The following is a 26,938-nucleotide window of genomic DNA, read 5'->3' on the forward strand; positions in this document are numbered from 1 at the left end:
CGTCCTGGAGATTCCCGTCATGACCACCGCCCCCGCCCGCCCCACCGGGCAGTCCTCCTGGCACTCCACCATCAACACCCTGCCCGGTGAGGAACCGGCCGCCACTCCCTACCACTCCCGTGCCTGGGCGCACGCCTGGCAGAGCATCAGTTCCGAGCCGGTGCTCGCCAGCCGGCACCTCGCTCTGTACGACGGCTCACGCCGCTACCGCCTGTCGTACCAGCTCATCGAATCCAGCCCCATGTGGACGGCGGTGGAGGGCGACGCGGGACTGCCTGAACCGGTCTGGCAGGAGCCCGTGCTGTATGCCCCGAGCATCTACGGCGAGTACGGAGGCCTGCCCGGCGCGTCCCCTCTGGTCCTGGCCGAGGCCGTCGACCGAGGCATGGAACTTGCCCGGGAGTGGGGCGCACCCGCGCTCGTGGTGCCCAACCTGCCGCCTGCAGACCTGGAGCAGTGGACAGCGATACGTCCGCCCGACGCGCAGGTCTGCCTCTACTGGGCACACCGGGCCCCCGTCGCCTCCTCGCTGGAGAAGTTCGTCGCCAACTTCAGCAGCAGCAAGTGCCGTTCGGACTTCCGGCGCCAGCACCGCCGCGGCACGGAGGCAGGCCTGCGACTGCGGATCGCGCCCGGCACGGCCATGCGCGACGCGCTGCCTGATTTCGTCGCCCAGGCCTGTGCCACGTCCCAGCAGCACGGTCCGGCCCTGTACGGCCTCGACATGCTCACCCCGCTCATGCACGCACCCGGAGCGGTCGCGCTGCTGGCCGAGCACGACGACGGCCTGGCCGGCGGACTCCTGTGCTTCCGGCACAACGGCGTGCTGTATCTCTGGGCGGCCGCCATCGACCAAGACCGGAAGGCCGTTCTGCACACCTACGGCTGGCTGATGGCCGAGAGCATCGCGTATGCCGTTGCCACCGGCACCCAGGTCCTCGACGCGGGCCGCGGCAACTACGAATACAAGTCCCGCCTCGGGTTCGGCACGATCCCGCTCACCTCCGCCATCTATCTCACGCAGCCGGACCCCGCCGCCGCCGGCCGACTGCAGGCGATGCACACCGGCCTCCAGGAGCACGCGATGCGGGCCTGGGGCCATTGAAGACTCTGTGCCCCCAGCATCGGTGGCCTGCACTGTGAGGGCAGTCCTTCGGTACGCGTTCGGTCCTGGCGATGGTGCGAGGCGCGCTGTTACACCCCGCGGGCCGTGCTGTCGATCGTCTCGGCAGAGCTGAGCGCCGCCAGTACCTGCTGCTCACCCTCCGCCGCGTCGACCAGCCCGGCGGCGACCGCCTCGGCCAACCATGCTGCGTGGCCGAGCGCGGCCGCCACGGCGTGCCAGATATCGCCTCGCGCTGTCGAGCAGTCGCCGTACGCGTCCTGCAGCCACTGATGGGCGGCCCGCAGCGCGGCAGCGGCATCCCCGCCGTGCCTCTCCAGGTCCTGGGTGGTCAGCGGCCCGATCCACATGTCGACGTGCGACTGCACCACCTGCGTGTAGGCCCGGTGATCGGCCATCGTCCCGCACTGCCCGCCCGGCTCCCGCCTCGTGCGCCGGCCGGGCCAGTGCCCGGCAATCCACCGGTGGCGCTCGCACACCTCCACCCGGTACTCCAGGGCACGTCCCTTCTTCCGGCAGCGCGACTCGACCACGTGCGTGGCGGGCGCGGAGCAAGCGGTGAGCTGGCGCAGTACAGGCATCCGGGTCTTCCCTTCGTTGCTGTGTCGTCAACTGAGCCTGGCCGAAAGGGAGCCTGCTGTCGGCTCCACCGGAGCACACCGGACGTGACAGCCGTCACCCTTCGGCCGCCCGGTAGGCAGTCCGCCGGACGGACCGGGACCACGACGTAGGAGGAGATTCGTCCCGCACTCTCGACCGCCGCATGAACTCGTATCCCACCCAAAGGAATTAGTGGAGTTCATCCCTTTTATCCCTGGCGGTGCCGGGCTGCTCCTGCTGAGATCACCTCTGTCCAACCGACGCTTCACCGCCTTCTCCGAGGAGCTTTCGATGAACCAGCGCCCGCTCAAGTCCCGTCCGCTCGCCGCCTTCCGCCCGCTCGTCTCCGCCCGGCCTGACGAGGACCTCGCCACCCGCCCGCTCGCGGCGCGCCCGTACTAATACGGCGCACTCCCACCCAAGCGCCCGCCCGGGCCTCCTTATCCATTCATCCCGGGCGGGCGCTGCCGTATCCGGGCCCGCCCATCCTGACCAAGGAGACCAACCCCGTCATGCAGGCACCTCTCGTCCGCGCCTCGGCGCGCCTGGCCGCCATCACTATCGCCGCCGCGGCGGCCGGCACCCTCGCCTGGGCACCCGCCCACGCGGCGGCCCCGGGCTCGGCGGACAACCACGACAAATTCGGACCGGGATATGCGATCCCCGACAGCGACGGCCACGCCGCCAGCTCCCACATCGGCGCGTACGGACCACCCGGCATGACGGTGTACGGCAACTACGAGACGTTCTGCGCCGATCCGTCTCGCAAGGGCCCCGACGCGGCGGACGGCTACACCGGCCCGACCACCGTCGAGCACTGGACCTCCTCGGTCACCGGCCGTCCCGTCCCCGACACCCATCTCGCCTACGCCTCCTACGTCGTGGGCAAGTACGGCCAGACCCGCAACGCGCCCCAGGCCGCCGCGGTCGATGCCGCCGTATACGAATGGCTGGCCGGCGGCACCTACGGCATCGACGGCGCCCGCGGCAAGCAGCGCCTGGCCTATCCCGGGGTCTCCCCGTCCGCCCGGACCCTTGCGCTCGGCTACCTGAGCGAGGCGAAGAAGTACGCGGGCCCCTACCGGCTGACCCTCACCCCGAAGGTGACCGAGACACCGGCCGGGAAGAAGGTGACGGTCACCGTCTCGGCTACCGCCCAGCTCTCGGGCGCCAAGGTGCCCGGGGTGAAGATCGCGCTCGCCGAGTCCGGCAAGGAGGGCGAGCGCGGCCAGGTCACCACCGGCCAGGACGGCACCGCCAACTGGGACTTCACCGCCGACACCAAGGGCACCACCACCGTCCACGCCACCGCCGCGGGCCTGCCCGGCACCCAGCTGAAGATCCTCACGCCTCGCGACAGCAAGGCGCAGCGGATGCTGCTGGCCGGGGACACCACCACCGCGAGTGCGGACGCCGCCATCAAGGTCACCGCAGCCCCCGGGGGCGTGACCATCCACAAGAAGGACCCGGGCGGCGACCGTCTGGTCGGCGCCGCCTTCCAGCTCACCGACCCCGACGACGGCCGAGTCGTCGCCGAGGGAAAAACCGGCGCCGACGGCACCCTCGCCTTCGACGACCTTGCACCGGGCACCTACCGGCTGCGCGAGACCGACACCGGCAGCCGCCTGCACGAACGCGTGCCGGACCAGAACATCACCATCACCGAAGGCAAGACTGCGGCCGCCAACCCGATCACCATCGTCGACCCGTTCAAGCAGGGCGACCTGCTGCTGAAGAAGACCGACAAGGCCACCGGGAAGCCCCTGCCCGGCGCGGTCATCACGATCAACGCCGACACCCTCGACGCCTCGGGCAAGCACACCAGGGGCAAGGAGCTCGCCCGGCTGACCACCGGCAAGGACGGCACAGCCAAACTCAAGCTCGACGTGACGCTCAAGAACGGCACCTCGTACTGGGCGAGCGAAACCACCGCCCCCGCCGGATACCAGGCCGACGCCGCGCCCCAGCGCTTCACCGCTACCCCGGGTGCCCAGGTCACCATCACCCTCGCCGACTCCAAGACCCCCGCCCCCACCAGCCCGCCCACCACCGCACCGCCCTCACCCGCCACCCACCAGCCGCCCGCGCCCACCGCGCAGCTCGCCCACACCGGCGCGGGCAGCACCACCTGGCTCATCGGCGCGGTCGGCGTCCTGGTAGCGGCCGGAGGCGGCGCGGTCTGGGCCGGATCCCGCCGCCGGCGCCACACGAACACATCTGACAGCCAGTGACCGCCGGGCCGGACGGGCGGGCCCCGCGCACCCCCGTCCGGCCCGGACTGACTCCGCCCGCCTTGCGCAGGGTGAGGCCCGGCCCGGCACGAGACTGCGCTGCCGGTCATCCGCAGTCCGCAGAAGCCGTGAGCTCCTGCCCGGCGTCCAGGGCCAGAGCGCATTCCGCATCCCGGCGCCGCCGCCGGGCCAGAGCGTGCACACCACCGCACACCACCGACACCACCAGGGCGGTACTCATCACAATGGCCGCTGAGGCGGACAGCTTCTGCGCCTGCTCCACGAGCTCCTCGGGACGCGCAGCGGCGGGACCGAGCCGGATCTGCGTTACTCACGCTGCCAGGCCACCGGTCGCCCAGCAGGCACCCGCCCACGACCCAGACGATCCACACGGTGCGCGGGGCCCACATCCGCGACTCCACGGGCAGCCCCCTCGGCCTCCCACCGCTTCGCCCACGGCACGTCCGGCCCCCGCTGCCACACCGCCCAGGCCCGGGTTCCCACCACTGCCATCACCGCGGCACAGACGGCCAGCCACACCAACGCCCCACCCCAGAACCTCCTTGAGCCGCCGCCCGCCGGATGCGGGCTGGGTCTGATCCTTCAACGCCCCACCAGCACGCCGCCAGCGGCGTCCCGCAGGGCGGGCACCGGGGTGCGGGCCAGCCCCCGCCTGGGGTGCACTCGGGAAGGGGCAACGGCCCGCCGGGCGGGCCGGGCATCTCATTGCACTGTCGGGCCGAGGCGTGGTTGGCTCGGTGCCCCGTACTCCCCGGAGAGACCGTGACCCGACCCACCCCCGCAATGCCCCCGTGGACCGCGCTCACCGTCGGTGCGGTGGCCTGCGTACTCGCCGCCGCTCTCCTGGGCGCCCGCGCCGTGCTGAGTGTCCTGGCCGCCGGGCTGAGCCTGGGAGCCGTCGCCGCCTACGGGACGGCCAGAGTGCGGGCCGGTCTGCCGTGCGCGGCCATCGCCTGGCTGGGAGCCGGGGGTGTCGCGGGCATCCTGAGCTGGGGCCTGGGGGAGGACTACCCGTTCGGCTACGCGCTGGCGGCCCTTCAACTCCTCGTCGGCGGCATACTGCTGCCCGGGCACCTGCGGCGCACGGCCCGACGGGCCGCCGCGAGTGCCCGGGCGGGCCGCAGCGGACGCTAGACCTCCGCCGGAACCTTCTCGGCCGCCGCCTCGGGAGCCTGCTCGCCCTCGCCGCCCGCGGTGACGTCCGCATCGGCGTGCGCGATGTACATCGCGTTCCCTTGCTGGCGCGACTTCTCTGCACGGTTCTTCTTGACGAGGCCCTCCAGGTTGTTGCGCACCGTCTGAATGGTCGTTGCCCGCTTGGGGTGTTCCTGCGCGAGCTGATCGGTGACCTCACGGGCCATGCACGGCTGGCCGGGGGTCTTGAGGAGGATGTCCAGAATGAGCTGCCACAGCGGCGGCCCCGACTTCTCCTCGCCCGCTGCCTTATCCGCCGGCGCCTCCGTGGTGGCGGCCTCCGGCGCCGGAGCCTGATCGGCCACCGACTTCTTCGCGGCGGCCTTCTTCGCCGTCGTCGCCTCCTTGGCCGCCACCTTCTTCGCCGGGGTCTTCTTGGCCGCCACCTTCTTCGCCGGGGTCTTCTTGGCTGCCGACTTCTTCGCGGGTTGCTTGGCCACCTTCACCGACTGGTCCTGCCGCGGCTGGGGAACGGTCGTGGGTGCATCGGTGACAGCAGCGGCCGGTGCGGAGATCTCCGGCTGCTCGGCCTTGGCCGCCGGCGGCTCCTCGGCTACCGCAGCGGCGGCCTCGGACTCGTTCAGGGCGGCCGTCCCGGGCAAACTCCCCTGCGCTTGGCCCAACCAGCTTTCCTCCACCTTGAGTTGTTCAAGGCGCTCCTGGAGACCAGTGATCTGCGTGGTGATGTCGCCCTGCTCCTTGCGGTTGGCCGCGAGGTCATTGGCGTATTGCTGGGCGTACTTGTTCTGGATGGGGGTCTTCTCGGGCTCGTCGGCCACGGCAACGCTCCTTGTACCTGGTTGTTGCTGCCGGATGCTACTCACCGAACCGGTCCGATGGTTGCTCTCTCGTTGATCACCACCCTTGCGGGCACCGTGGAGACCGCTCTCGGCGCGGCCTCCACGACCGCCTGTGAGACGGCGGCGGTAGCGTAGAAGGGGGCGACAGCGAAGGCATCCGGTGACCGATCGATGAGATTCCGTAGTGGTGTCGCGCCCCGAAGGGCGCGAAGGAGACGGCGCTCGCCGAGCCGGAGGCGAACTGTGCTGACTCTCGCTTCGCTGCGCTGGGGTTTCTCACGAGACGTCCGTCAGCCGTCTCACCATGTGCCGAGGAAGGGCCGCGTAGAGCCTGTAGCTGGGGACACCGGAGCAAGAACTTCTCGAGCACGGAAGTGCGAGTCAGCACTACCTCGGCGGGCATCCAGGTGGTCGGCTGCCTTGGCAGCCCAGTGAGTGCAGCGCGGCCTCCCACTCCTGGTCCGACAAGGTGCGCGGGACGTGCGCGGAGGCCACCTGGCCGTGCCCTGACGTCGCCGCGTGTCGCGATCCCGGACGTCCCGTGCCGCGCGACCCGGTGAACAGCCGAAGGGCCTTACCGGCCCGCCCTGCGGAACGAAGAATCCACGTCGCAGCACCCACCACCTCGCGGCGGTGACAGTGGTGTTGACGTTCAGCGGATGGCGGAGAGGCATGGCCATGGGCACAGACAGACGGGGCAGTACGCGGCGATGCGGCGAGCGGGCCGTATGAATGCCCAGCCGTCGATCTCGCGCCGGTCGCGGGCCTTCGCTCAGGAAAAGGCCCAGGTCCTGGCGATCGACGGGATGACAGGGCAACTGCGCTACCTGCCGGACAAGCACGGCGATGAGGAGATGGAACCGGGCGTGACCTGGCGAGAACACCTGGCCAAGGGCATGCTGCTGTGCCCGATACCCGGCTGCGGCCGGTTCGGCAAGGTCGTCGCTGGTGGTGACCGGCGCCATCACTTCGCCCACCCCAAGGGGGGAGGCAGCCACGAACACGGAACCGGCCCGGAGACGCTGTGGCACCTGAGCGCGAAGGACGTCCTGTACCGATGGGTCCAATCCCACCCGCACTTCGCGGACTGGACCCTGCACATCGATGACGCCCCCATCACCCTGCCGGACGGCTGGCGGCGCCCCGACGTGTTGGCCGTATCCCCGGACGGCACGGCCAAGGTGGCCTTCGAGGTCCAGTACTCCGAACTCAAGGGCACCGACTGGATGGCCCGCCACTCCTTCTACCGCGAGGCCGGAGTGATCGACATCTGGCTGTTCGCACACCACGGCCCCCACTGGAAACCCGCAAATGCCCGACAGCGCCGGCGCCGGGAACTCGCCTGGAGCGATCCCGGCTGGGTGGCCACCGTCCAGCTCGGCGGGCTGCGCCAGAAGATGCTGCGTGAGGGAGTGGTCCCGCTGTGGCTCGATCCGACTACTCAGACGGTCGGGACCCCGACGGCCCGCTTCCACCCCGCGCCCGCCCGGCCCGGCGAACACCGCCTGGAATCCACCGCCTACGACCTTCCGCCGAACAAGAGCTTCCCGGCCTGCCACATTGCCGCCGATGCGCTGGAACAGTGCCATGTGAACCTGGATACCCGTGAACTGATCACCCCGTCCCGGCTTGTGCATCATGACGAAACTCAGCGGCTACTGGGCGACGAGCAGGCCAGGAAACACGAGGCGGCGGCCCGGGCCGCCGCCGAGCACGCTGAGTTCGAGAAGCGGGAGGAGGCTGCGCGCAAGAAGAACGAGCAGGAACAGGCTGCCGCCGAGGCCCGGCAGAAGATGCCGCTGACTGAGCAGTACCCGTTTCTGTTTGAGCAGTCCAATCCACCGTTGCCCGCCAAGGTGCCGTGGTGGCAGCGCTGGTGGCGCAGGGCATGACCAGGCCACCGCTCACCTCCTGCCGCGACGGGCCGCTGCGTCCCGCGCCGCAGTGGCCGTGACCTGCGCAATAGGCTCGGTGCTGTCGCCGAACCGCGACGGGGGAGGGAAGCCATGATCAGTGCGAGGGCCTACTGGCACGAGGATGCGGCCTGCCGCAGCGCTGACCCGGACGAGCTGTTCGCGGACAGCACCCGGCAGAACCGGGCCAAGGCGGTCTGTACGGGCTGCCCGGTACGGACCGAGTGCCTGGCGGAAGCGCTCGACAACCGCGTCGAGTTCGGCGTGTGGGGCGGCATGACCGAGCGCGAGCGCCGGGCTCTGCTGCGCCGCAGACCCAACGTCGCCTCCTGGCGGCAGGCCCTGGAGAGCGCCCGTCGCGAGCAGGAACAGCCGCGCACGAGCTGACCGGTCGCTCGGCGGCGCAGATGGTCGACCCCTGCGGCTCGCCGGCCGTGTAGAGCGCCGCTCAACCAGGCGGCGGACTGAGCGAATGCCCAGGTCACACGCACAGGGGTGCGATACGTAAAAAGTAGCTTTCCGTGATGTATGGTCAGCCACGCTATACGAGAAGTATAGCGACAGGACGTTTTGAGGCCATCAGCCCGGGAGGGGTCATGCCCGAGGACACGCATCCGGCTAAGGGTGCGCCCCACGAGCCACCCACAGTCGAGGAACTCGAGGACTGGGTCCGCGACAACATCAAGGCAGTTCTTGCAGTGACGGATGAGACCTTCACTGACATCGGCACGGTCCTGGACCTGTCGGTCGCTGTGGTCGGTCGTCGCCAGCGCGGGGTCACCCCATGGTCGGTGGCCGAGCTCGGGCGACTGGCCAGGCACTGGCGCATCGAGGCATCTCTGATGTTCTCCCGGCGGACCGCTGACGTTCTCGCCGCATTGCCCCCCAAGCGGATCGTGCAGCTGCGCGCTCCCAAGGGCCTGACCGCGACCACCAGGACCAAGACCCCGGTCGCGGCATGACATGGAAGCGGCCCGGGACCGTAGTCCCGGGCCACCAGAAGGTCTCGCGCTCTCCCTCGCTAAAGGCCGCGCGGGGCCTTCCCGAACTAGCCGTGATGCTGTGCTCCGCCTGCATCACCCCGGCCCAGGTTCCCCCGGGCGCGTCCTCCACTGTACTGGGGAGGCGTCGCCTGCGGAATGTCGGCGTACGGGGCGAGAGGGTGGAGCAGCACGCAACACGGCGGAAAAAGGACACTGTGCTGGCCAGAACCGAATCCCCCCACCCCGGGGGCCCCGGCCGCGCCTCCCCCCGCCACATCGCCCGCTGGTGCGCCGAGCAGGGCTGGTACGTCCACCCGCTCGCCCCGGGCCTGAAGATCCCGCCGGCGAGCTGCCTGTCCTGTCGCGAGACCATCGCCAAGCGACCCAACCCTCGCTACATCCAGCACGAGATCGAGGAGTGCCGGTGCATCGAAGCGGGCCGCCACTGCCACGGTGTGCGGGCCGCCACCACGGACCTGGCCCTGATCGACCAGTGGTGGGGTGAGAACCCTGAGTACGGGATCGGCGTCGCCGCCGGGCCCTCCAACCTGCTGATCCTCGATCTCGACATGCACCAGTCGACGCCGCCGGAGGCGGAGAAGATCTTGCCGGGCCTTTCCCTGCCCGACGACCTCGACCCTGCCACGATCTGCTCCGGGCTCGCCGTACTCGACCTGCTGTGCTCACTGCGCCGGGCTCCGCGGCTGACCGAGTCGCCCGAGACGTTCAGCGTCCGTACCCCCTCCGGCGGCCTCCACTTGTGGTACGCCGTTGAGGACGGCAGCCAGTGGCGCATGGACAGCCGCGGGCATCTGGGCTGGCAGGTCGACATCCGAGCCGACCGCTCCTACGCGGTCGCCCCCGGCACCTGTACCCGCGACGGCCTCTATGTGCCCGAGGGACCCTGCCGCAAGCCTGCGCCGCTGCCGCGCTGGCTCGCCAACGACCTCGCGCGGGCCGGGCTCAAGCACCGTGCCCCCCTGCGCCGGCCGCTCGCCCCCCTGAACCTCCCGGACTTCGCGGCCGGACGCGGTTACGTCGCCGCCGCCGTACGAAAGGAACTCGAAGCCGTCGCCGCATGCCGCAGCGGCCGCAACGACCAGCTCAACCAGAGCGCGTTCAGCCTCGGACAACTGGTCGGGGCCGGACTGGTGAACCGCGACGACGTGCACCAGGCCCTCACCGAGGCGGCCCAGGCCGCCGGCGTGGACCCGAGCGAGACCAAAGCCCAGTCCACGATCCGCCGGGCTCTCGAGGCCGGCTCCCGGGTGCCGCGACGGATCGGGGCCCCGACGTGAGCGAGATGACCACCCAGCGCACCGTGCCTGCCCCCAGCCCCGAACGCGAGGGACACCAGCGCTCCGAGCCCGCCGCCTACCCCAGTGCCGCCCAGACCGCGGCCTCGCTGACCGCGCACCTGCCGCAGAGAGAGGAACGCGAATCCGACACCGGCCGCCCCCGGCAGGCCGACATCCTGCGGACGATCGGCGAGACCGGATTCCGCTTCGTCCGCAGCGATCAGACCATCTACGCCGTACAGATCGACGGCGGCCCCATCGCCCGGCCCATCCGCTCCAAGGGCGGGGGCGGAGGCACCGGATCCCTGCGCCAGTGCCTGATCCGCGAGTACGTCCAGAGCACCGGACGCACCCCCGCCCAAGGCAGCATCGCTGACGCGATCGCCGCGCTGGAGGCGATGGCGATGGACAGCGAGACCCAGGACGTACACCTGCGGGTCGCAGCCGACCAGGTCGACCGGTGGACGACCTGGCTCGACCTGGGCCGCAGTGACGGACTCTCGGTGTGCATCGAACGCGGCAGCTGGGCAGTGCTCATTCCCCAGCACGGCGAGGGCCCGCTGTGGCGGCGCAGCCGTCTGGTACACGAGCTGCCCGTACCCGAACGGTCTTCCGCCGGCTGGCAGCACGGAGTCGAACTGCTGCGCCGAATCCTGCCGGTGAGCACTGACTCCTACCCGATGGTCGTCGCCTGGTGCCTGGCAGCGCTGCGCCCGGACATGCCGCGCCCGCTCGCCGGGATCCTGGGCGAGCAGGGCACGGGCAAGAGCACCCTGTGCCGGATGATGGTGCGCCTGGTCGACGGCACCAAGGCCCACTTGCGGTCCGTGCCCAAGAGCGAGGACGACCTCGCGGTGACCACAGCGGCCGGGTGGTGTCTGGCGCTGGACAACCTCTCGGGCATGCCGGGCTGGCTCAGCGACTTCCTCTCGCGCACGGTCACCGGAGACGCCCTGACCAAGCGAGAACTGTACTCCGACGATGACGTGGTGATCCTGATCTACCAGCGTCCGGTGCTGCTGACCAGCATCGAAATCGGCGTCCTGCAGGGCGACTTGGCCGAGCGGATGCTTCCCATCCAGCTCGAACCCATCACCGGGAAGAACCGGCGCACCGAGCGCCGTCTGTGGGAGGCGTACAACGAATCCCACCCCGAGATCCTCGGAGGGCTGCTCGACCTGGCCGCCCTGGTGTGGGCCAAGATCCCGGAGGCTGCCGACAAGCTCGCTGAGCGCCCGCGCATGGCCGACTGGGCCGAGATGCTCTGGGCACTGGACGAGGTCACCGGCTGGCACACCCTGGACACCTACACCGGTGCACAGGAGGACCTCGTCGACGACGTCATCGAAGGCGACCCGGTGGCCACCTCCGTCCTGCGCTGGGCCACCAGCCAGCTCTCGCCCTGGACATGGGAAGGCCAGGCGGCCCAACTCCTCACCGAGCTTAAGGTGCCGCCCAACACCGACAAGGAGAAAGACTGGCCCAGGACCCCGGCCGTCCTGTCCGCCCGCCTGCAACGCGCAGCCCCCGCGCTGCGCCGCCGCGGGGTCGACGTCCGCAAGTTGCCGCGTACCAAGAGCGGCCGTCCCCTGCAGATCTCCACCGGGCCGGGCACGATGAACGGCTGACTCGTGCTGGGGTCCCGCGCCGTGGTGCGCGGGACCCCAGCACGGCCGCGGCCTGTGTCCTGCGCCGCGGCGCCGCGGCCAGGCAGGGTGAGGCATGCCGCCAGGTATGTCCTGCTGCGAGTGGGCATGCTGCCGACGTGACGAAGCGACAGCAGCCTGACCGCGTGTGTGTGCTGCCCGGTGAAACCGCATCTTCGAGGTAGCCGACTACCTCGAAGATGCGGTCGGCCTGCTCTGCCGAGCCGCCGAGGTTGCCGAGAGGTGAGGCGGATCGGTACGTCCTGCCCCACCTCACCTACCGCATCACGGAGCGCGCACTCGGCCGTATCAAGCACGAGACGCCGAGGAGGGCACCGCCGAGGTCGTAGAGCTGGTCGAAGGGTTCGGCCAGTGCTTCTCGCCTTCCCGCACCGTCACGGTCTTCGCCACCGACTTCGAGCGCGTGCTGACGGTCCTCACCCTCGACATCCCGGCCGGACGGGACATCGCCACGGCCTTCGCCCTGGAGCACATGCCGGGCTTCGACTTCGACGCCTCCTACAAGCAGCTGCTCGCGGTATGGCAGGCCGCCGGCGTCATGCCCTGAGGGCACGCAGGGAAGGCCGGGCCCGGGGCGTGAACCCTCCTCTCCCGGTCATTCGCACCGGCGCCGGGGGCGGTCGGTGGTGACGCACTCCGGGTGCGGTGACGCACCGGGTGACGCACTCGGTGACGCACTTACGCCGCCTCGAATCTCCTCTGACCTGTGCTTTCCTCCACCCATCCGCGAGTGGTGACGTGGGTGACGCACTTTTCACCTATCTCTCTGTGGGAGAAAAAAGAGACGAAAGGGGTGTAGAGAGATACCGGGAAAGTGCGTCACCCGCGTCACCGATCCTCGCTGCGGCAACAAAACGGCAGCTCAGGTGGGGTGCGGTGGGATCAGGGTGCGTCACCGAGTGCGTCACCTGCTCGTCACCCCGGCCACCGAGTGCGTCACCACCCCGGCGCAGCGGTGGAAGGGCCGTCGGCCGAGCCCGCCTCGACCCCGGCCAGCAAACGCCGGAGCGGTCTGGCCCCGGCCCTCCGCGAACTCCACACCTCAACTCCCCCTCTCCTGATGCCTTTTCTACCCCAGCTCGCCGAGCTGAAAGCGTGTGTGCCACGGCTCGGCGCTCCCTGAGATCGCGCCCGCACCCGCCGCTCACCTGCGGATGTCCTGGGCGGTCATGTCATCGCGCAGGCGAAGGTAGCGGACCGGATGGCGGTAGCGGCCTGCGTCCACGGCGGTGTCGGCAACGATCTCGGCAACGAACTCGGGCACGACGGGCTGGAAGACCAGCGGGTCGGAGGTGTGCCATCCGGCGGAGAACCGCCTGCCGTGCCAGGGATGATTCCGCCCGGCAGGACGCAGGACGCCGCCCAGCTCGGAGGAGGCGGCACGGTGCAGCGGTGAGGTGCGGCCGATCATGCGCAGACGGCCCCCGGCGTCGAACCGGCCCAGCAACAGGCTCGTGGGGAAGCGGAGGGTACCGGTCACGGCGCCGATGACCGCCTCGGTCGTTGTGCGGGCCCGCAGCTTGTCCCAGCCGCGCACGCCAGGCCGGTACCGGGACGCCGGATCCTTGATCATGATCCCTTCGACCCCGACCGCCCCCCAGGCCGAATCCAGCCAGGTACGGGCGACCTCGGCGTCGGTGGTCTGCGGGCACAACGTCCACGGTGCAGACAGTCTGTGGATGGCGAACAGCTCCTCCAGCGCCGCCCGGCGCCGGTGCAAGGGCTCCTGAAGCAAAACGGCCCCCTCGATCTCCAGGAGATCGAACACCACCAGATGTGCCGGCTGCTGCGCGGCCGCCCGCTCCGCCGAGGCTCCCCGGCGGCGGGAGCGCTGCTGAAGCGCCGCGAAGTCCAGCCGCCCGTCACCGCTCACGACGAGCTCGGCGTCCAGGACCGCTTCGACACCGAGCCCCGCCGCTGCCCGGGCCAGCTCCGGGAACGCCCCCGCCAAGGCGGCGCCCCGCCTGGACTGCAGGAACGGCATCGGCCGGGCGAAGACGACGACCCGGAATCCGTCGGTCTTCTGCTCGAACACGGCCTGGCGCCCGCCCGTGGGCAGCGCGCTCACGGATCGGGCCAGCATCGGCTCCAGAGGAGGGGACAAGCGCACCCCTCCACCCCTACGCCATCAGGGCCCGGGCCGCCTGGCGGGACGCCCGGCCGGAAATCGCAACGCTGCCTCCCGCCGGGCGGAACGGCCCGCACCAGCTGCCCCCCGGCCCCTCCGCCGTGCCGACACTGACTGCGACCAGGTCCGCCACGCGGATCGAGGAGAGGGGGAGCGCCGTGGAGGATATCGAGGCCGAGGACATCGCGGCCATGCGTGAGGAGGGCGACCTGCCGGCCTTCATGCGCCTACGGATCCGCCCGGCCCGCACTCCCGTCCAGGTCGTGGCGCTGTGGCAACGCTTCCCCGCGCCCGCCGGTCACATGATCGGCGCCTGGCCCTCCGCCACACCGCTGGACGGTGCACGTCGGCGGGCCCGGGGCGAAGCGGCTCTCTGCGACTGCCCCCGCTGCCGGGCACTCGGAGCCCCCTGCGAGGCCGACCCCTGCCGCTGCCCGCTGTGCGGCGCTCCCCGAGGAGCGGCCGCGTAGCGAGGCGAAAAGGCGGCCCGCGCCGGGCCTACTCCAGCCCGGCGTACGCGATGCTCAAGATCGTGATCGTCCGGGTCTGGTCGCCGATCAGCAGCACCACGGCGAGGTCGCCCGCGGCCCACAACCGCATCACACCGTCATCGACATCCCCGTACGGGAATGTGGCCGCCCGGGGGTCGCTGACCGAGTCGAGAAGGAACTGCGCGACCTTCGCCCGCGCCTTGTCCGGAAGATCCCGGTACACCCCGTGAAGGGTGGAGTCCATGTAGAGCCGGTACATGAATCAGGCGGCCTGGCTCTCCGTGATCAGACCGGTGACGTCGCTGTACTCGGGGGGCAGATCCCCGCCGTGCTCGTGCTGGTAGAGGTGCAGCTCAAGGCCGCGCTCGACACCAGCCTCAAGGCTCTCGATGACCTTGACCCATCGCTCGCCAAGCTCCGGGAGCTCACCGATCGGGGTCAGGTTGAACTGCTTCCAGAACTCCTGGCGCATGTCCGCTACGGGCAGGGCATGGGCGATGGAGTCCGGGGTCCACCCGTCGCTACCCAACATCACAACCGCCTCTACGTCGTCTCCTCCCCTCAGGGTAGCGGTCCGCCGCCGTCGGGCGGGAGACAACCGGCATGACGCCCCGGATCCACGCAGGCAGCACCGCTCGCTGCCTGCGCGCCCTGTGCCGGGACCCGGGCCCGAAAGCAAATCCCGCCAGGCGGGAGCGCCGGGCAGGACACCGACGCACGTGACGGGACAGGCCCCGTCCGCGCTGCCATCCATGCCGGCGCACCTGCTTGGCTCGCACAAGACCACGCCGGCGGCCCGAGCCCCGGGCGGTCCCGCCGCCAAGGAGGACTGGATGAACCGCCCGCGCCCCGGCCCCCGGACAACGTCCGACACCAGCTGGACAGCGCCAGTCCCGGGGAACAGCGGCGGTCTGCACGGCCGCCGCGGTTTCCACCACGACCACTGATCACGCGAAGGGGAGGGGCACACATGGAGCCCAGCGTGCTGAATCACCCGCGGATCGCGGAGATCGTCGACACCCTCGTCTCCGCCGGGGGAGGGCGCGTCACCTACGACACCGGCGGCGGCGGACGGGAAATGCTTATCGCCGCCGGGGCTCAGCTGGCGGCCGAGACCCGCGCCCCGCTGACGATTGTGGAGGCCCGGGTCCTGCACTCCGAAACCCGGGCCTTCGTGCGCGAGCTGCAGCCCGACATCCGCTGCGCGGTCATCTCCGCTGCCGAGGCGGCCCTCCAGCCGGCCGGCAGCATCAACGGCGTCCTGGCCGTACACGCCGACGTCCTGCGCGACGTGGACGTCCGCCAGCCGCTGCTCGCGATGGCGCACAGCGCCGACAACCTCATCGTGGCGCGCCACGACTACAGCGACACCACGCTCGATGCCCTCGCCACTCCCGGGCTCGTTGTCAGGCTTCGCGACCTGACGCCTCCCGCTCACCGCCCGGACCCGGTCGCGGTGCGCTGGGCGCCCCCCGACATGGAGGAGCGAAAGCTGAATTTCGAGCTCATCGCGCTGTCCGAGCACGACGTGGCGAGCTTCGAGGGGTGGACGTGGACTGAGGCGATGCAGAACGTGGACCCTGACGAGGTCAGGAGCCGCCTCGCGCAGATGCGGGAGAAGCACGTGGGGCTTAGAGAGCTGATGCGCCAGCAGCCCCCGGACTCCTGCCCCGCCCCCCGCCTCCGGGATGCCCGCGAGCACGGGCCGGAGCAGTCCGCCGCACACCAACAGCAGGACACGCAGCGCCCGGGCCTCACCTGACAACTCCAGTAGGGGACCGTTTCCCGCGGTGGCCGCGCCCTCTGGACCCTCGTACGGCGACGGACACGGCACGGATTCACCGTCCGCCACTCCCGATGACAACGCGGAAAGGTGCCCACATGAACGAGGCCTTCAACGCTGAGGCCGCACAGCTCGTCGACTCGCTGGTGGCCTCCGGCGGGGGCCTCGTCTCCTACGAACTCGGAGCCCCTGGCCGGGAGATCGCCCTCGCGGCAGGTGTGCAACTGGCATCAGAGAGCGGCAGATCGCTGACGGTGGTCGACTTCCGCCACATGCTTCCCCAGATCCGCGTCACCGTCGCCGAGCTGGCCCCGGACCTGCCCTGCACCCTCCTTCCGCTCGGAGAGGCGATCGAACACCCGGAGCGTTTCACCGGCGGCATCCTGGTCCTCCACAGCGGCCTCCTGAACGACGCCGACACCCGCAAGGCCCTCCTCGCACTGGCCGGGACAGCCGACAGCGTTATCGTGGCCGCCCTCGCCGACGTCGACCAATCCGTGCTCAACTCTCTTCCCGGCCCCCGCTTCGTGGCGAGCGCCCCCGAGCTGATGCAGCGGCCTGGCCGCGTCGATCGCACGCCGGGCATCGACCTGCACTTCGAGGCTGTTGCGAACGTGGATCCGCTCGCCGGGCTGAAGGAGCGCAAGGAGCGATTGATCAGGCAGATCAGGCAGGGAGCACCGGGCGGGAGGGGCCAGTACCTGGAGGAGGTCCCCGAGACGGTCAGCTTCGAGGAGTTCGAGGAGCTCGCCGAGGCGATGCAGAACGCGGTCCTCGGCCAACACAGGCAGAACACCGGGGGGGCCGAGGAACAGCAGCGGCAACGGGCCGCAGAGCGGGCAAGCGCCGCCCTGCCTTCCAGCCTCCAGGAGCAGGACGGGGCCGTGCCCAGGCATGACGCCCTTGACGCCGGTCTGCCCGAACCAGGCTTCATGGGCCGCGGGGACGAGCACCGAATCGACGCCGGGGCCTGGGAAGGCGACATCGCCGCCTCCAAGGAGCGGTTCGTCGACCAGCTCAGCCAGGGACCGCAGGGCGACGGGTCCGAACTCGCAGAACTGCTGAGCAACGTGGACCCCGATGAACTGCAAGAGCGGATCGCGCAGTTGGCCCAGCAGCAGAGGCAGCGCGCTGAGGATCACCCTGCCCCCGGCTTCCCGCAGGAGACCACCCGCCAGCACACCCAGGAGCAGTCCGCCGCACACCACCACCACCACCAGCAGCAGCGCCAGAGCCCCGGTCTCACATAGAAGCCCGGCCGTCCCCCACCGCGGCTGGGCCGCCGCCCGCGCGCGGGCCATAGAGTGCAGCCCAGATGCGGTGCACGGCGAACAAGCGGTGCACGGCGAACAAAGGGGGGGGCAGGGTGGATACGGCCCGGTGGATGCCGTGGCGGCGCCCCCTCACGACGGCTGCCCGCACGATCGCCTCCTGGGACCCGGCCGTCCGCCTGCAGTCTCGCGCGCACCTGCTGTGGCTCGCCCAGCAGCTCACCGAAGCCCGCACCACAGCCCACAGCGCCCGGGGCCGCCCGCACTCGCTGCTGGCTGTTCTCGACCTCACCCTTGCGCCCCAGCTGTACGCCGACCACATGCCTGCCGGTGCACAGCAGCTCACCGACGCCCTGCGCGCCGCCCGCCGCACCGCCGGGCACCTGGCCGCCGCAACGCCCCGCGCTGCCCGGCGCACGCTCACCCACCTGACCGACGACCTCATACAGGCAGAGGTACTCCTCGAGCACGCCTGCAACGACGTGCGGGGCGCCGACCTGAGAACAGCGGACCTCACATACCTCTACCTCGGCGGACTGCGCTGGAATTCCGCCACCCAGTGGCCCGCACCGTGGCGCGACCAGATCCGTGCCGACTCCGATCCCGTGGACGGCGGCCACCAGGTCCGGGACGGCTGAACCACCCCGCACAGCGTCAGGCGCGGCCCTCGACTACTCCGTCCCGGCACCGGGCAGGACGCGGATATGGCGCTGCGGTACGGCAACGGCCGCCGTGCCGCCAGCGGAAGCCGGCTCGTACGGCGTCCACAACGGAGCATCCCGGTAGGGGTGGTTCTGGTCCCAGCGGGGCGCACCGGCCAGCGCTACCACCCGGCTCAGCGGAATCCGGACCGCGTGGTGCTCTCCGCCTGGCTTGAGCGCCAGCATCCCGTCACCGACCTCGTCGAGACTGCCGTACAGGCTCGCCCACACCCCGTCACCGTCCGTGGGCCCGCACCACATGTCCAGGCGCAGAACCTGCCAGCGCAGCCAGCGCCGAAGTTCCTTGAGGAACGCGGTCTGCTCGCTCCCGCCCGGGATCCAGCAGCCGTGGCCGTCGGCGAGGGAGGACGCGATCCGCGAGGCCCGCTCGCCGTCGTCGCCGGGCTCATGCCGGTAGCTCGACGCGGCGCGGGCGCGGCGCTGCTCCTCGACCGGCTCCGGCACGGCGTCCGGGGCGCTGTCGGCGTCCGTGGGCAGCACGGGGAAGGCGGTGCGCAGCAGCGTGAGAGCTGCCGCCGTATCGGTTCGGCGGCGGCCGGTGACGGGCCCGGCGGCCACGAACCGGGGCGGGTTGTGCCGGTCCTGGACTGCGGCCTGCTCCCTCTCCAGCTTGGCGACGATGTGCCCGGGCGCGGCGATGACCGCTGAGTAGGACGGCCCGGCGGCATCCCCGGCCCCGCTGAAGTAGCCGGTGCGCCGGTAGCCGAAGGGCACCAGCGGGCCGATCACCGGGGAGGCGGCGAGATAGGCGACGGGCGTGTCCCGGGTGTTGGTGAGCGGCCAGTCGTGGACGAGTAGCAGCCGCGGCCCTGTGTGGGCCGAGTCGGCCTCGAACTCCGTCTCCATCCGCGCACACGCCTCGGCGACCGCGCGCGGCCACCACACCGCCAGCTCGGCATCCGCCCAGGCCGAGGGGCTGTCGTACCCGCCGCCCTCGGTCTGCGGCGCCGGGAGACGGGCCACGTCCACGACGCGCGCCCCGGCCAGCTCCCGGGACACAGTGTCCTGCACCAGCTCGGCGGTCCGGGCGGCGTCCAGGCCGCGCGAACGGGCCGCCAGCCACACCCCGCTCACCAGCTGCCACACCTCGACCTCCGGCTCCAACTCGTACTGCCGTGCGCGCCGGGCGGACTTCCCCGCGACCGCGGCCGTCACCTCGTCCAGCACCCGCCGCTCCTGGCTGCCGGCCGTGCGGCGCACCGCATCGCGGGCGCCGTTGTAGGCGTCCACCTCCGGGCAGTCGGCCGCGTACCCGGTCAGGAACTCGGCGAACCCGGCGGCCAGTTCCTTGCGGGCCGCGGCCAGCGTCCGGGCGTCCTTGGCGAGCTTGCGGTCGGTACGCGCCTGCTTGAGCCAGGCCTCGAACTGCTCCTCGTCACGGGGCTGTTGCTGGGCGGTGTAGCGGGCGTAGCCGAGCCAGGTGCGCGCCGCCCGGTCCCCGCAGGCGCGCTGCAGGGCCGCCGCCTTCTCGGCGGTGAACGCGGCGGCCCGCCACAGGGCATCCGGCGCGCCGGGCAGGGTGACGGAGCACTTCTTGCAGATCTCGCCGAAGACCTCGAACAAGGGATAGGTGGCCGCGTCTGCCGCGGGCCGGGCGTAGCGGCAGCCGTCGTAGGAGTAGCGGCGCAGATCGGAGTGGGGGACGTGGTACTTCCCGCTGCCTCCGCCGGTCAAGGCGATGCGGATCGCGGCGAGCGCGGGCAGCTGAATGCCCAGAGCAGAGAAGCCCTGGGCGGAGATCGCCGAAAGGGACCGGGTCATGGATCAGCCCTCGTGTCCGGCAGCAGAGGCGAAAGGGCGCAGCCGCAGGAGCGACATACGCCGCCACGACGATACAGGGCAGCAATCGCACCGCGTGACGCGATCGCCGGCACCCAGGGGGTCTGGGGGAGAAGACGGGCGAACCCGGGTACTGGCTGCGTCGGCAACGCAGGCGCAGCCGGCCCGGGCCAGTCGGGCGCGCGCGAACTGGACGGTACGGACGCGGCGCAGCCCGGCCTACAGCCCCTACCGGCGAAGGCTGCCGCTACGGCAAAGCCGTCCCAGCGGTACGGGGGCATCCACTGGGACGGCTTCCTCCAGCGTACGCACCGATGCCCGCCGCGCGGCCGAATATGGAGAACGTGTCCGGATGCGGGTGCCCCGTTTTCTTCGCCGCTCGTGAACTTGCAGGTCCTGCCGGTGAGGCTGAGCCGGTCACACCGGGCCCATCTCCAACGGCTCGATGGCCATCGCCCGGTTGGCGCGCACCAGAGCGTCCAGGCCACCTGCCTTCAAGGCGGGGCGGACCAAGCACTCGACGGCCACCTTGGCGAGCTGCGGCACGCGTACCGAGGTGCCGACCAGCTGGCGGACCCGCTGGTAGGCCAGGGCCCTCTCGTGCTCGGTGTCGCCCCCGCGCACGACAGCCATCAGGTCCGCGGCCTTCGCCAGACGGCGGGAAACCTCGGGCTCGAGATACGACGTGCCCAGGCGCCGCGCGTGAGCGCGGGCGATACGCCAGGACACCTCCAGCTCGGCCACCGCCGCGTGGTACGCAGCAGCCAGATCCTCGCCCGCGCCGTGGCGCACGGCGATGCGGGCATCGTCGGTGTCGATCCTCGCCCGGTCGAACCGCTCGGTCTCACTGATGGACGGATCGTTCAGCGCGGGACACTCCAGCGCCGACAGGAAGTCCACGAGATGCTCACCGAACTCCTCAAGCACCGCATCGTGCCGTGCCACAACGGACTCGATGCGCTCCTGCACCGCTCTCTCAGCCTGCTGAGCCTTCCTGTGGCGGGCCTGCCGGCGGCGCCACGCACGGACACTCACCGCGAGGACGACCCCGACCACCACGGCGGCGGCGAGTCCGCCGACCACGAGCCCGATGGCCCGCCATGGTATGGACACCGACGACTGCCGGTCCGCACCACCGTCCGCGTCGGGCAGCCGCGCCTGGACGACCACGGTGACCACGGTCACGAGGACCGCGCCCACCCAGTGGGCCACGGCACGCTGCCAGGCCTCGCGCCCCTCATACGTTGAGGACGACCGCGCGCACGCTCTCAGCGTGCTCAGCGCGGCGACCAGCAGCGTCATCGTCGCCAAGAGCGAGAGAAGAACGGGGATCGTACGGCTCACCGGGGCTGACCTCCTACGGGCACCTGGCCCTACGGCCTGGACGACGAGGGCGGCCCCTCGCCCCCGCAGCCTGTGGCACATCCCGCCCCACCTGTCCCCGATGGCGCTCCGCATCCCGCCCGGCGGAACGCGACAGAAGGTGCTCCGCGTACGCGGTCCGCCGGGCGGGACGCCGGGTCCTCACGGCGTTCACCAGTACCCGGGTGCCGAAAACTGCCAGCACCGAGCGGGCTTGAGGACAACCGGGGGCAGCGCATGGCAGCGGACGATCTGCTGGTGGTCGGGCTCGACCTGGACACCGGGCGGGAAGTCCACATCGAGGACCGCCCGATGGACCAGTGGCGCACGCTGGGCTACCGCCACCGAGAGAGCCTGGTGTGCGCGGCGTGCTTCCACGGCCTGGACGGGACGGTGCCCGGCACACACGTTCCGCTGATTCCGAAAGGGAAGATCGGCGGTGCCCGGCGCCACCACTTCGCACATCCGCCGCACATGGCCCCGCCCGGCGGCCACCGCCCCGAGACCCTCTGGCACCTGGAGGCCAAGGCCCAGCTCGAACGGTGGGCGCGCTCACTGCCGGGCGTCGTCCAGGTCCGTCAGGAACAGTGGACCCCTGGCCGCGAGCGCCGCGCCGACGTCGATGTCCAGCTCGCCGACAAAAACCGGATCGCTCTGGAGGCCCAGAGCGGCCTGATCACCGACCAGTTGTGGCAGCACCGCCATCGGGACTACGCCGAAGCCGGCATCCGCGACCTCTGGTTCATGCGCCCGGGCACGGCACTGCCCCACGTCCTGCTCGCCGAGCAGACCCCGGTGTGCTTCCTCGACCTGTCCGACCGCGCGGTCCGCGTCGTGTGGGCCGGCCCCACACACGCTCCGGCCGCTGGTGGGAGAGCGAGGACCCGGCCGTCTACGCCCTGCACCACCCGCCGTGCCCAGGAGATGATCTCCACGAGGAGACCGTCGACTTGGCCGAACTCGGCCTGAGTGCCGCGGGGTTGATTCTGCCGGAGAGCCTCATGCGCCGCCTTGCCGACGAACGCCGCAGGGCGCGTCGCGAGGCCGACGACCGCAGGAGTGCCGAAGAGCAGCAGCGCCGCCGTCTGGCCGCGCAGGCGGCCAGCAGCCCGGACACCGCCCCGCTCTCGTCCATCGGACCGGCCCCCCGGCCACGCCCCGCCGTCGCGCCGCGCACCGTCCGGCCGCGCTGCGCGGTGTGCGGCGGTCGCCTCGCCGACGTCCTGGCCTCCTACGGCGCGCATGTCTCGATCCGCACCGGCGACGGCTGGATGGACTGCCTCGACCGGCCGTGCACCCCCCAACGTCCGCAGCCGATCCCCGACACGCCCGCACACGACGCCCCCGCCGCGTCCTGGCCGCACGCCGCCTGAACCTGGGAGTTTCCATGCACACCACACTGATCCGGCTCAGTGCGCCCGCCGCGCCCGTTCCGCACGCCCCCGCGCCGCGGGGCCCGGCGAACTGCGCGCCGCCCGCCGCGGGCACCGGCCCTTCACGCAGCGCAGGGCGCTGCCCGACCGCGCAGAGCGGTGATGCAGACGATGAGCTGGATACGGGACCGGTTCTGGAGCCACTTCGTCGTCTGCTGGGTGCTGACGACCGCCGTCCTCACGCGGTGGGGAAGCGGGCCGGATCTAGGTCTCCACGCCATCCCCCTGGCCGTGATCGCAAGCTGGGCCTGGACACTGCACTGCGTTCGTGACCGCCGCGTCCAGGTGGCCGACGGCTTCCGGGCCCAGCACCACACCTGGAACAGCCTCCTGCGCTCCCACCCCCACACGATCCCAGCCCCCTCTACCGCGAGTTCGTACAGCGGATGAGCCATGCCGAGCAGCACCTGCGCGCCGTGGCCCGCCAATACCGCCTGCAGCGCCTGAGTATCGCGTTCACCGACGGCTGGCACCCCGACGGCGATGGAAACGACGCCGCCTCCATCAGCGACGGGCGCCGGAGTCACTTGTGGCTGGGCAGCAACTGGTTCGGGCCCGAGGAGACCGTCCACCTGCCAGTCGTCCTTGAGCACGAACTCGGCCACATCCTGCGCCGTGACAACCAGCGCGCGACCGTACTCCAGGCCGTCGGGGTGCTCCTGGTGGTCATGGCGACCGCGTGGCTTCCCCTGCCCGTCGCCGTCCTGACCGCAGCAGCACTCCGGCTGCTGTACATCGGGTGGTCGTGGCGCAGCGAGCTCGCCTGCGACGCACGCGCGGCACGTGCCTGCGGCCGCGACTCCGTGATCCTCCTGTGGAGGCGCAACACCGAGCTGCTGCGCACTCTCCCGCGGCCCACGCGCCTGTGGCACAGCCTACGTTCGGCCTCCACCCATCCCCCGGTCCGGCTGCGCATCTGGTGGGCCCAGCACCTCAGCGCACCCGCCGCCCCTAAGCCCCACCCCCTCGCCGCGCTGCCCGATACCCACGACAGGATCCGGCCCCTCGCCGCCTGAGCGTGACGCCCGGCCGATCCCGTGCGACGGCCCAGGAACACAAGGCGTCGGCCCACCCTTCCCGGACGGCGGGAGCTGCGCAGTACGCGCCGTCCACGGCCGAGGAAGGCTGCGCACACTGCCCGGCACGATCGACACAGAAGGGCCCGCTCATGCCGGTGATCAGCGTCATCACGCCCGTCCATCCCGCCGCCGCTGGATTCGTCGACGAGACCTACCACTGCCTCGCCGGTCAAAGGCTGCCTGCCGGCTGGTCCTTGCAGTGGCTGGTGCAGGCCGATGGCCCCGTCGACCTGAAACACCTGCCGGACGAGCCGTGGATCTCCACCGGCACCGGACGCCCCGGCGGTGCCGCACGGGCACGGACTCTCGCCCTGGCCCGGGCCAGGGGAGTGCTGCTGCGTCAGCTCGACGCCGACGACCTGCTTCCCGACCCGCTCACCCTGGCACGCGACATCCACACCCTGATCGACAATCCGACCATCGCCTGGGTCGTCTCACCCTGCTTGGATCTCCGCGCGGACGGCTCCACCGCCCTGGGCCCCTACGACCCCGCTCCCGGTCTCCTTCCGCCGCGCACACTGCTCGACGGGCTGCTCGCCGAGCGACTTCCGGTCATGGGGACCACGATCACCCTTTACACCGAACTGGCCCGCGCACTGGGCGCCTGGCCCGCCCTGCCCTATGGCCAGGACGTCGCCCTCAGCCTCAACGCGGAAGCGGTGTCCGCCGGCTGGATGCAGGAGCAGCCGGGCGAGCTCTACCGCCAGCACCCCGGCCAGGCGACCCTGTTCCGCCCGGCCGGGGAACGCCGGATCGCCCGCAAGGTGCTGGCGGACCAGGCACAAGCCCTGCACCGAACCGACTGGGCCTACCGCCCCCCGGCCGAGGTCCTCCGCGAAGGTCCGGGCCACCCGAAGGCCCCACCGCTCGCCAGTTGACCACCGAACCAGCGGGGCCACCCAGGTAGGCCCGGACCTGCCCGTCGGTAAGCAACGCGCGGACTAAGAGCGCGTCTTCGGAAGTGACCGGTCGCCGGTCGGCACGCAGCTCGGCGGGCCAGACGCTGTCCAGGGCGACGTCGACGGAGTCCATGGGGCTCAGCGTGGCAGCCGGCCGGCCCACGGGCACCCGATTCGGCCCCGGCCCTGATCGACTCGCACCGGGCGTCGGAGCATGGCCGGCGCCCGGTCGTGAGTCAGTGCTTCGGCTGTGGGTCGATGTAGTCGAATCCCTGGGACGCTCCGATGCGCATGACCAGGGACCTTGCGGCGGCCTGGGGGTGCTGGGCGATCCACGCGCACACTGAGGGCGGCAGGTCAGCGGTGTTCTCCGGGTTGTCGGGCAGCGTCGAGTGGCAGACGGTCCACCCCTCGTCGTACGACCCGTCCGGCCGCAGCCCGAGAAGTTCACGGCGCCGCTCATCGCTGAGCCCGGCAGGGTTGCTGCGGCGCCCGATGCACGTAGTGCACTTGCCGCTCATGACGCGTGTCTTCCCGGTCTCCGGGTCGAAGACGGACGGGGCCGCAGTATCCGAGGGGCCAGCTTGTACCGGCCGGGCAGGAGGCGCTGGTCGCGGCGCGTGGTTGGCCGGATCCTGACAGAAGTTGCGCATGCTGATCAGATCGTTCCCAGGGGTGGCCATCGCCTTCTCCTCATCCGTACACGTCGGCCCGGATTCTGTCAGATCGCCGGGAGAGCGGACCGCTCAACGGCCTGACCCGCACGCCGCGTGGGGCCCTGTCAGGCCAGGGTGTCGTGCCAGCGGCGGGAACCGTCGGCCAGGTCGTCCAGAGCGGCGCGCAGCTCGGTGGGCAGCGGCTCGGTGCTGTCAACGGCACGGCGCAGCGCCGCGATGAGCTCGGCGGCCGCAGAGCGCGGGTAGAGGTCGATCACGGCGAACATGCGGACGTGCAGAGCACGATCGAGCTCGGCCACATCCTGCTCTTCCCCGACGCGCGCCGCCTCCAGCTCTTCGGGGTAGGCGCCGTGCCGCAGCAGCCCGGGCAACGGACGGCCGACAGCGGTGCACGCGCGTCGGACGAGGCGATGCCCACGCACCACGACGGCAACGGCCACCAGACCGGCCCACGGGCTGAACAGCCACCCCCGGAAAGCGGCGCTCCCGCTCAACGCCCAGTCGGCAGCTACCACCACCGCCACGAGTACACCCGCGGCGAGGACGGGCACCGCCGCAACCCGCCGGATCCTGCGACGCCACGGCTGCGCGGCCGGCGCGCTGCCGACGACGGCCACGGGCGCGTGTGCCGTGTGATCCATGCTTGCTCGCCCCTCCCTTGTGGTTCGTCGATGGTAGGCCAGCCGCACCGTGGGTGTCGGCCGTGAACAGCGGCGTTGGCTCTCCGCAGGGCAGCTGCGACCGCAGACGGCAGGGCCGGCTCCGCGCTCGGAGCGAACCCCAGGCGGCCGATGTCAACTCCGCGCACTTGATGGCCCTCTGCGGGTACGTCAGATTCGGCCCGGGGCGGTCATCGCGTCGGGCAGGATGGCGTTATGTCCCTGAAGACCAGTCCTGCACGATGTCTGCGCTGCGGAGATCCCCACACCGAAGGCGACGGCGGATGGAACGCCGACTGGCGCCAGGGCCGGGGCCACGGGCTGGTGTGCCCCACCTGCCAGACGCCCGAGGAAGCCGCCGAGGCGTCGGTGAAGACCGCCTACCTCGACTACGACAACGCGGCCGTCGGCAGCGACGGAGCAGCGCGCGTGGCCCCCTTCGGCGGATGGCACAGCGTCCAGGCTGCCCACCACCCCGTGGTCGACAACCCCGCTATCCATCTCGCGGTGACGGCGGAGAAGAGCCGCCTGCTCATCGCGGTCGCCGCCCACAGCGACGCCGCACTGCAGAGAGTCTTCGCCGACGGACCGTGCAGCACCGTGGCCCGCGAGGCACTCGACAAGGCCGGAGCCGTTCCGCGCGACCGGCGGATTGCGGTCCGGCCGCTCGACGGCTGGCCCCACGACAGCGTGATGGTCGCGGAAGACCATGCACTGGCCGCGGACGGCGAGGACCGCGGCGAGCTGGTCCTGGGCTTTGCCCGCGAGATGAATCCTCACCTTCTGGACGCGTTCGCGCCCTGGGCCGCCGACGCCATGCGCCGG

The 26,938-nt window shown here is 71.3% G+C and carries 28 protein-coding genes and 1 pseudogene; 19 read left to right on the top strand and 10 right to left on the bottom strand.

Going from position 1 to position 26,938, the window contains the following annotated elements:
• Positions 1-19: 19 nt before the first annotated feature.
• Positions 20-1,105, top strand: a complete 1,086-nt coding sequence (locus tag OG413_RS41710; RefSeq protein WP_266814390.1) for a GNAT family N-acetyltransferase — start codon at positions 20-22, stop codon at positions 1,103-1,105.
• 89 nt (positions 1,106-1,194) lie between these two features.
• Here OG413_RS41710 and OG413_RS41715 read toward each other — a convergent pair whose 3' ends face one another.
• Positions 1,195-1,704: a hypothetical protein gene (locus tag OG413_RS41715; RefSeq protein ID WP_266814389.1), complete on the bottom strand. Its 510-nt coding sequence runs from the start codon at positions 1,702-1,704 to the stop codon at positions 1,195-1,197.
• 531 nt (positions 1,705-2,235) lie between these two features.
• On the opposite strand from OG413_RS41715, the gene OG413_RS41720 reads away from it, so the two are divergent.
• Entirely contained in the window at positions 2,236-3,954 is a 1,719-nt protein-coding gene (locus tag OG413_RS41720; RefSeq protein WP_266814960.1) for a collagen binding domain-containing protein, read from the top strand.
• A 106-nt stretch (positions 3,955-4,060) separates the two neighbouring features.
• On the opposite strand, the gene OG413_RS41725 is transcribed toward OG413_RS41720, so the two are convergent.
• On the bottom strand, positions 4,061-4,237 hold the full coding sequence (locus OG413_RS41725; protein WP_266814387.1) for a hypothetical protein: 177 nt from the start codon (positions 4,235-4,237) through the stop codon (positions 4,061-4,063).
• 500 nt (positions 4,238-4,737) lie between these two features.
• Between OG413_RS41725 and OG413_RS41730 the strand changes: the two genes are divergently transcribed.
• Entirely contained in the window at positions 4,738-5,109 is a 372-nt protein-coding gene (locus OG413_RS41730) for a hypothetical protein (protein ID WP_266814385.1), read from the top strand.
• On the opposite strand, the gene OG413_RS41735 is transcribed toward OG413_RS41730, so the two are convergent.
• Positions 5,106-5,948 (bottom strand): hypothetical protein, encoded by an 843-nt coding sequence (locus OG413_RS41735; protein WP_266814384.1) that lies wholly within the window; start codon positions 5,946-5,948, stop codon positions 5,106-5,108. The two genes, OG413_RS41730 and OG413_RS41735, sit on opposite strands and share 4 nt — an antisense overlap.
• Before the next feature lie 749 nt (positions 5,949-6,697).
• On the opposite strand from OG413_RS41735, the gene OG413_RS41740 reads away from it, so the two are divergent.
• From OG413_RS41740 to OG413_RS41765, 6 genes are all read left to right on the top strand, one after another.
• A complete protein-coding gene (locus OG413_RS41740) occupies positions 6,698-7,861 on the top strand; it encodes a competence protein CoiA family protein (protein ID WP_266814382.1) in 1,164 nt (387 codons plus the stop codon).
• A gap of 114 nt (positions 7,862-7,975) precedes the next feature.
• Positions 7,976-8,269 (top strand): WhiB family transcriptional regulator, encoded by a 294-nt coding sequence (locus OG413_RS41745; protein ID WP_266814380.1) that lies wholly within the window; start codon positions 7,976-7,978, stop codon positions 8,267-8,269.
• A gap of 209 nt (positions 8,270-8,478) precedes the next feature.
• Positions 8,479-8,844 (top strand): helix-turn-helix domain-containing protein, encoded by a 366-nt coding sequence (locus tag OG413_RS41750; RefSeq protein ID WP_266814962.1) that lies wholly within the window; start codon positions 8,479-8,481, stop codon positions 8,842-8,844.
• Between the two features lie 236 nt (positions 8,845-9,080).
• Positions 9,081-10,163 carry a bifunctional DNA primase/polymerase gene (locus OG413_RS41755; RefSeq protein ID WP_266814964.1) on the top strand — a complete coding sequence of 361 codons (1,083 nt, stop codon included), beginning with the start codon at positions 9,081-9,083 and terminating at the stop codon, positions 10,161-10,163.
• A gap of 5 nt (positions 10,164-10,168) precedes the next feature.
• Positions 10,169-11,791, top strand: coding sequence for a hypothetical protein (locus tag OG413_RS41760; RefSeq protein ID WP_266814976.1), 1,623 nt, complete (start codon positions 10,169-10,171; stop codon positions 11,789-11,791).
• 442 nt (positions 11,792-12,233) lie between these two features.
• Complete coding sequence (locus tag OG413_RS41765; RefSeq protein ID WP_266814373.1) at positions 12,234-12,377, top strand: hypothetical protein; 144 nt, start codon at positions 12,234-12,236, stop codon at positions 12,375-12,377.
• Positions 12,378-12,974: 597 nt separating this feature from the next.
• On the opposite strand, the gene OG413_RS41770 is transcribed toward OG413_RS41765, so the two are convergent.
• Entirely contained in the window at positions 12,975-13,940 is a 966-nt protein-coding gene (locus OG413_RS41770) for an ATP-dependent DNA ligase (protein ID WP_266814372.1), read from the bottom strand.
• 176 nt (positions 13,941-14,116) lie between these two features.
• Between OG413_RS41770 and OG413_RS41775 the strand changes: the two genes are divergently transcribed.
• Positions 14,117-14,428 (top strand): hypothetical protein, encoded by a 312-nt coding sequence (locus OG413_RS41775; protein WP_266814370.1) that lies wholly within the window; start codon positions 14,117-14,119, stop codon positions 14,426-14,428.
• A 28-nt stretch (positions 14,429-14,456) separates the two neighbouring features.
• Here the strand turns inward: OG413_RS41775 and OG413_RS41780 are convergent, their stop codons facing one another.
• Entirely contained in the window at positions 14,457-14,693 is a 237-nt protein-coding gene (locus tag OG413_RS41780; protein ID WP_266814368.1) for a hypothetical protein, read from the bottom strand.
• Positions 14,694-14,711: 18 nt separating this feature from the next.
• On the bottom strand, positions 14,712-14,981 hold the full coding sequence (locus OG413_RS41785; RefSeq protein ID WP_266814366.1) for a hypothetical protein: 270 nt from the start codon (positions 14,979-14,981) through the stop codon (positions 14,712-14,714).
• A gap of 450 nt (positions 14,982-15,431) precedes the next feature.
• On the opposite strand from OG413_RS41785, the gene OG413_RS41790 reads away from it, so the two are divergent.
• The 3 genes from OG413_RS41790 to OG413_RS41800 all read left to right on the top strand — a co-directional run bounded on the left by OG413_RS41790 (position 15,432) and on the right by OG413_RS41800 (position 18,141).
• Positions 15,432-16,211 carry a hypothetical protein gene (locus OG413_RS41790; protein ID WP_266814966.1) on the top strand — a complete coding sequence of 260 codons (780 nt, stop codon included), beginning with the start codon at positions 15,432-15,434 and terminating at the stop codon, positions 16,209-16,211.
• A gap of 119 nt (positions 16,212-16,330) precedes the next feature.
• Positions 16,331-17,482 carry a hypothetical protein gene (locus OG413_RS41795; RefSeq protein ID WP_266814361.1) on the top strand — a complete coding sequence of 384 codons (1,152 nt, stop codon included), beginning with the start codon at positions 16,331-16,333 and terminating at the stop codon, positions 17,480-17,482.
• Positions 17,483-17,598: 116 nt separating this feature from the next.
• Complete coding sequence (locus OG413_RS41800) at positions 17,599-18,141, top strand: hypothetical protein (RefSeq protein ID WP_266814359.1); 543 nt, start codon at positions 17,599-17,601, stop codon at positions 18,139-18,141.
• Between the two features lie 33 nt (positions 18,142-18,174).
• Here the strand turns inward: OG413_RS41800 and OG413_RS41805 are convergent, their stop codons facing one another.
• Together OG413_RS41805 and OG413_RS41810 are read right to left on the bottom strand one after the other, a co-directional pair.
• A complete protein-coding gene (locus OG413_RS41805; protein ID WP_266814357.1) occupies positions 18,175-19,986 on the bottom strand; it encodes a hypothetical protein in 1,812 nt (603 codons plus the stop codon).
• Between the two features lie 435 nt (positions 19,987-20,421).
• Positions 20,422-21,348, bottom strand: a complete 927-nt coding sequence (locus OG413_RS41810) for a hypothetical protein (protein WP_266814355.1) — start codon at positions 21,346-21,348, stop codon at positions 20,422-20,424.
• Positions 21,349-21,603: 255 nt separating this feature from the next.
• On the opposite strand from OG413_RS41810, the gene OG413_RS41815 reads away from it, so the two are divergent.
• From OG413_RS41815 to OG413_RS41835, 5 genes are all read left to right on the top strand, one after another.
• Positions 21,604-22,335: a competence protein CoiA family protein gene (locus OG413_RS41815; RefSeq protein ID WP_266814969.1), complete on the top strand. Its 732-nt coding sequence runs from the start codon at positions 21,604-21,606 to the stop codon at positions 22,333-22,335.
• Entirely contained in the window at positions 22,317-22,739 is a 423-nt protein-coding gene (locus tag OG413_RS41820) for a hypothetical protein (RefSeq protein ID WP_266814970.1), read from the top strand. The genes OG413_RS41815 and OG413_RS41820 overlap by 19 nt, the downstream gene beginning before the upstream one ends.
• A gap of 171 nt (positions 22,740-22,910) precedes the next feature.
• Entirely contained in the window at positions 22,911-23,189 is a 279-nt protein-coding gene (locus OG413_RS41825) for a hypothetical protein (protein WP_266814971.1), read from the top strand.
• Positions 23,186-23,815, top strand: a complete 630-nt coding sequence (locus OG413_RS41830; RefSeq protein ID WP_266814973.1) for a M48 family metalloprotease — start codon at positions 23,186-23,188, stop codon at positions 23,813-23,815. Before OG413_RS41825 ends, OG413_RS41830 begins: the two co-directional genes overlap by 4 nt.
• 152 nt (positions 23,816-23,967) lie before the next feature.
• Entirely contained in the window at positions 23,968-24,756 is a 789-nt protein-coding gene (locus tag OG413_RS41835) for a GltA (protein ID WP_266814348.1), read from the top strand.
• Positions 24,757-25,013: 257 nt separating this feature from the next.
• On the opposite strand, the gene OG413_RS41840 is transcribed toward OG413_RS41835, so the two are convergent.
• Positions 25,014-25,298, bottom strand: coding sequence for a hypothetical protein (locus OG413_RS41840; RefSeq protein WP_266814346.1), 285 nt, complete (start codon positions 25,296-25,298; stop codon positions 25,014-25,016).
• Positions 25,299-25,558: 260 nt separating this feature from the next.
• Entirely contained in the window at positions 25,559-26,095 is a 537-nt protein-coding gene (locus tag OG413_RS41845; protein WP_266814344.1) for a hypothetical protein, read from the bottom strand.
• A gap of 234 nt (positions 26,096-26,329) precedes the next feature.
• On the opposite strand from OG413_RS41845, the pseudogene OG413_RS41850 reads away from it, so the two are divergent.
• A pseudogene (locus OG413_RS41850) lies at positions 26,330-26,938 on the top strand (hypothetical protein); the annotation flags it as partial.

Source organism: Streptomyces sp. NBC_01433 (assembly GCF_026340105.1).
Classification (GTDB): domain Bacteria; phylum Actinomycetota; class Actinomycetes; order Streptomycetales; family Streptomycetaceae; genus Streptomyces.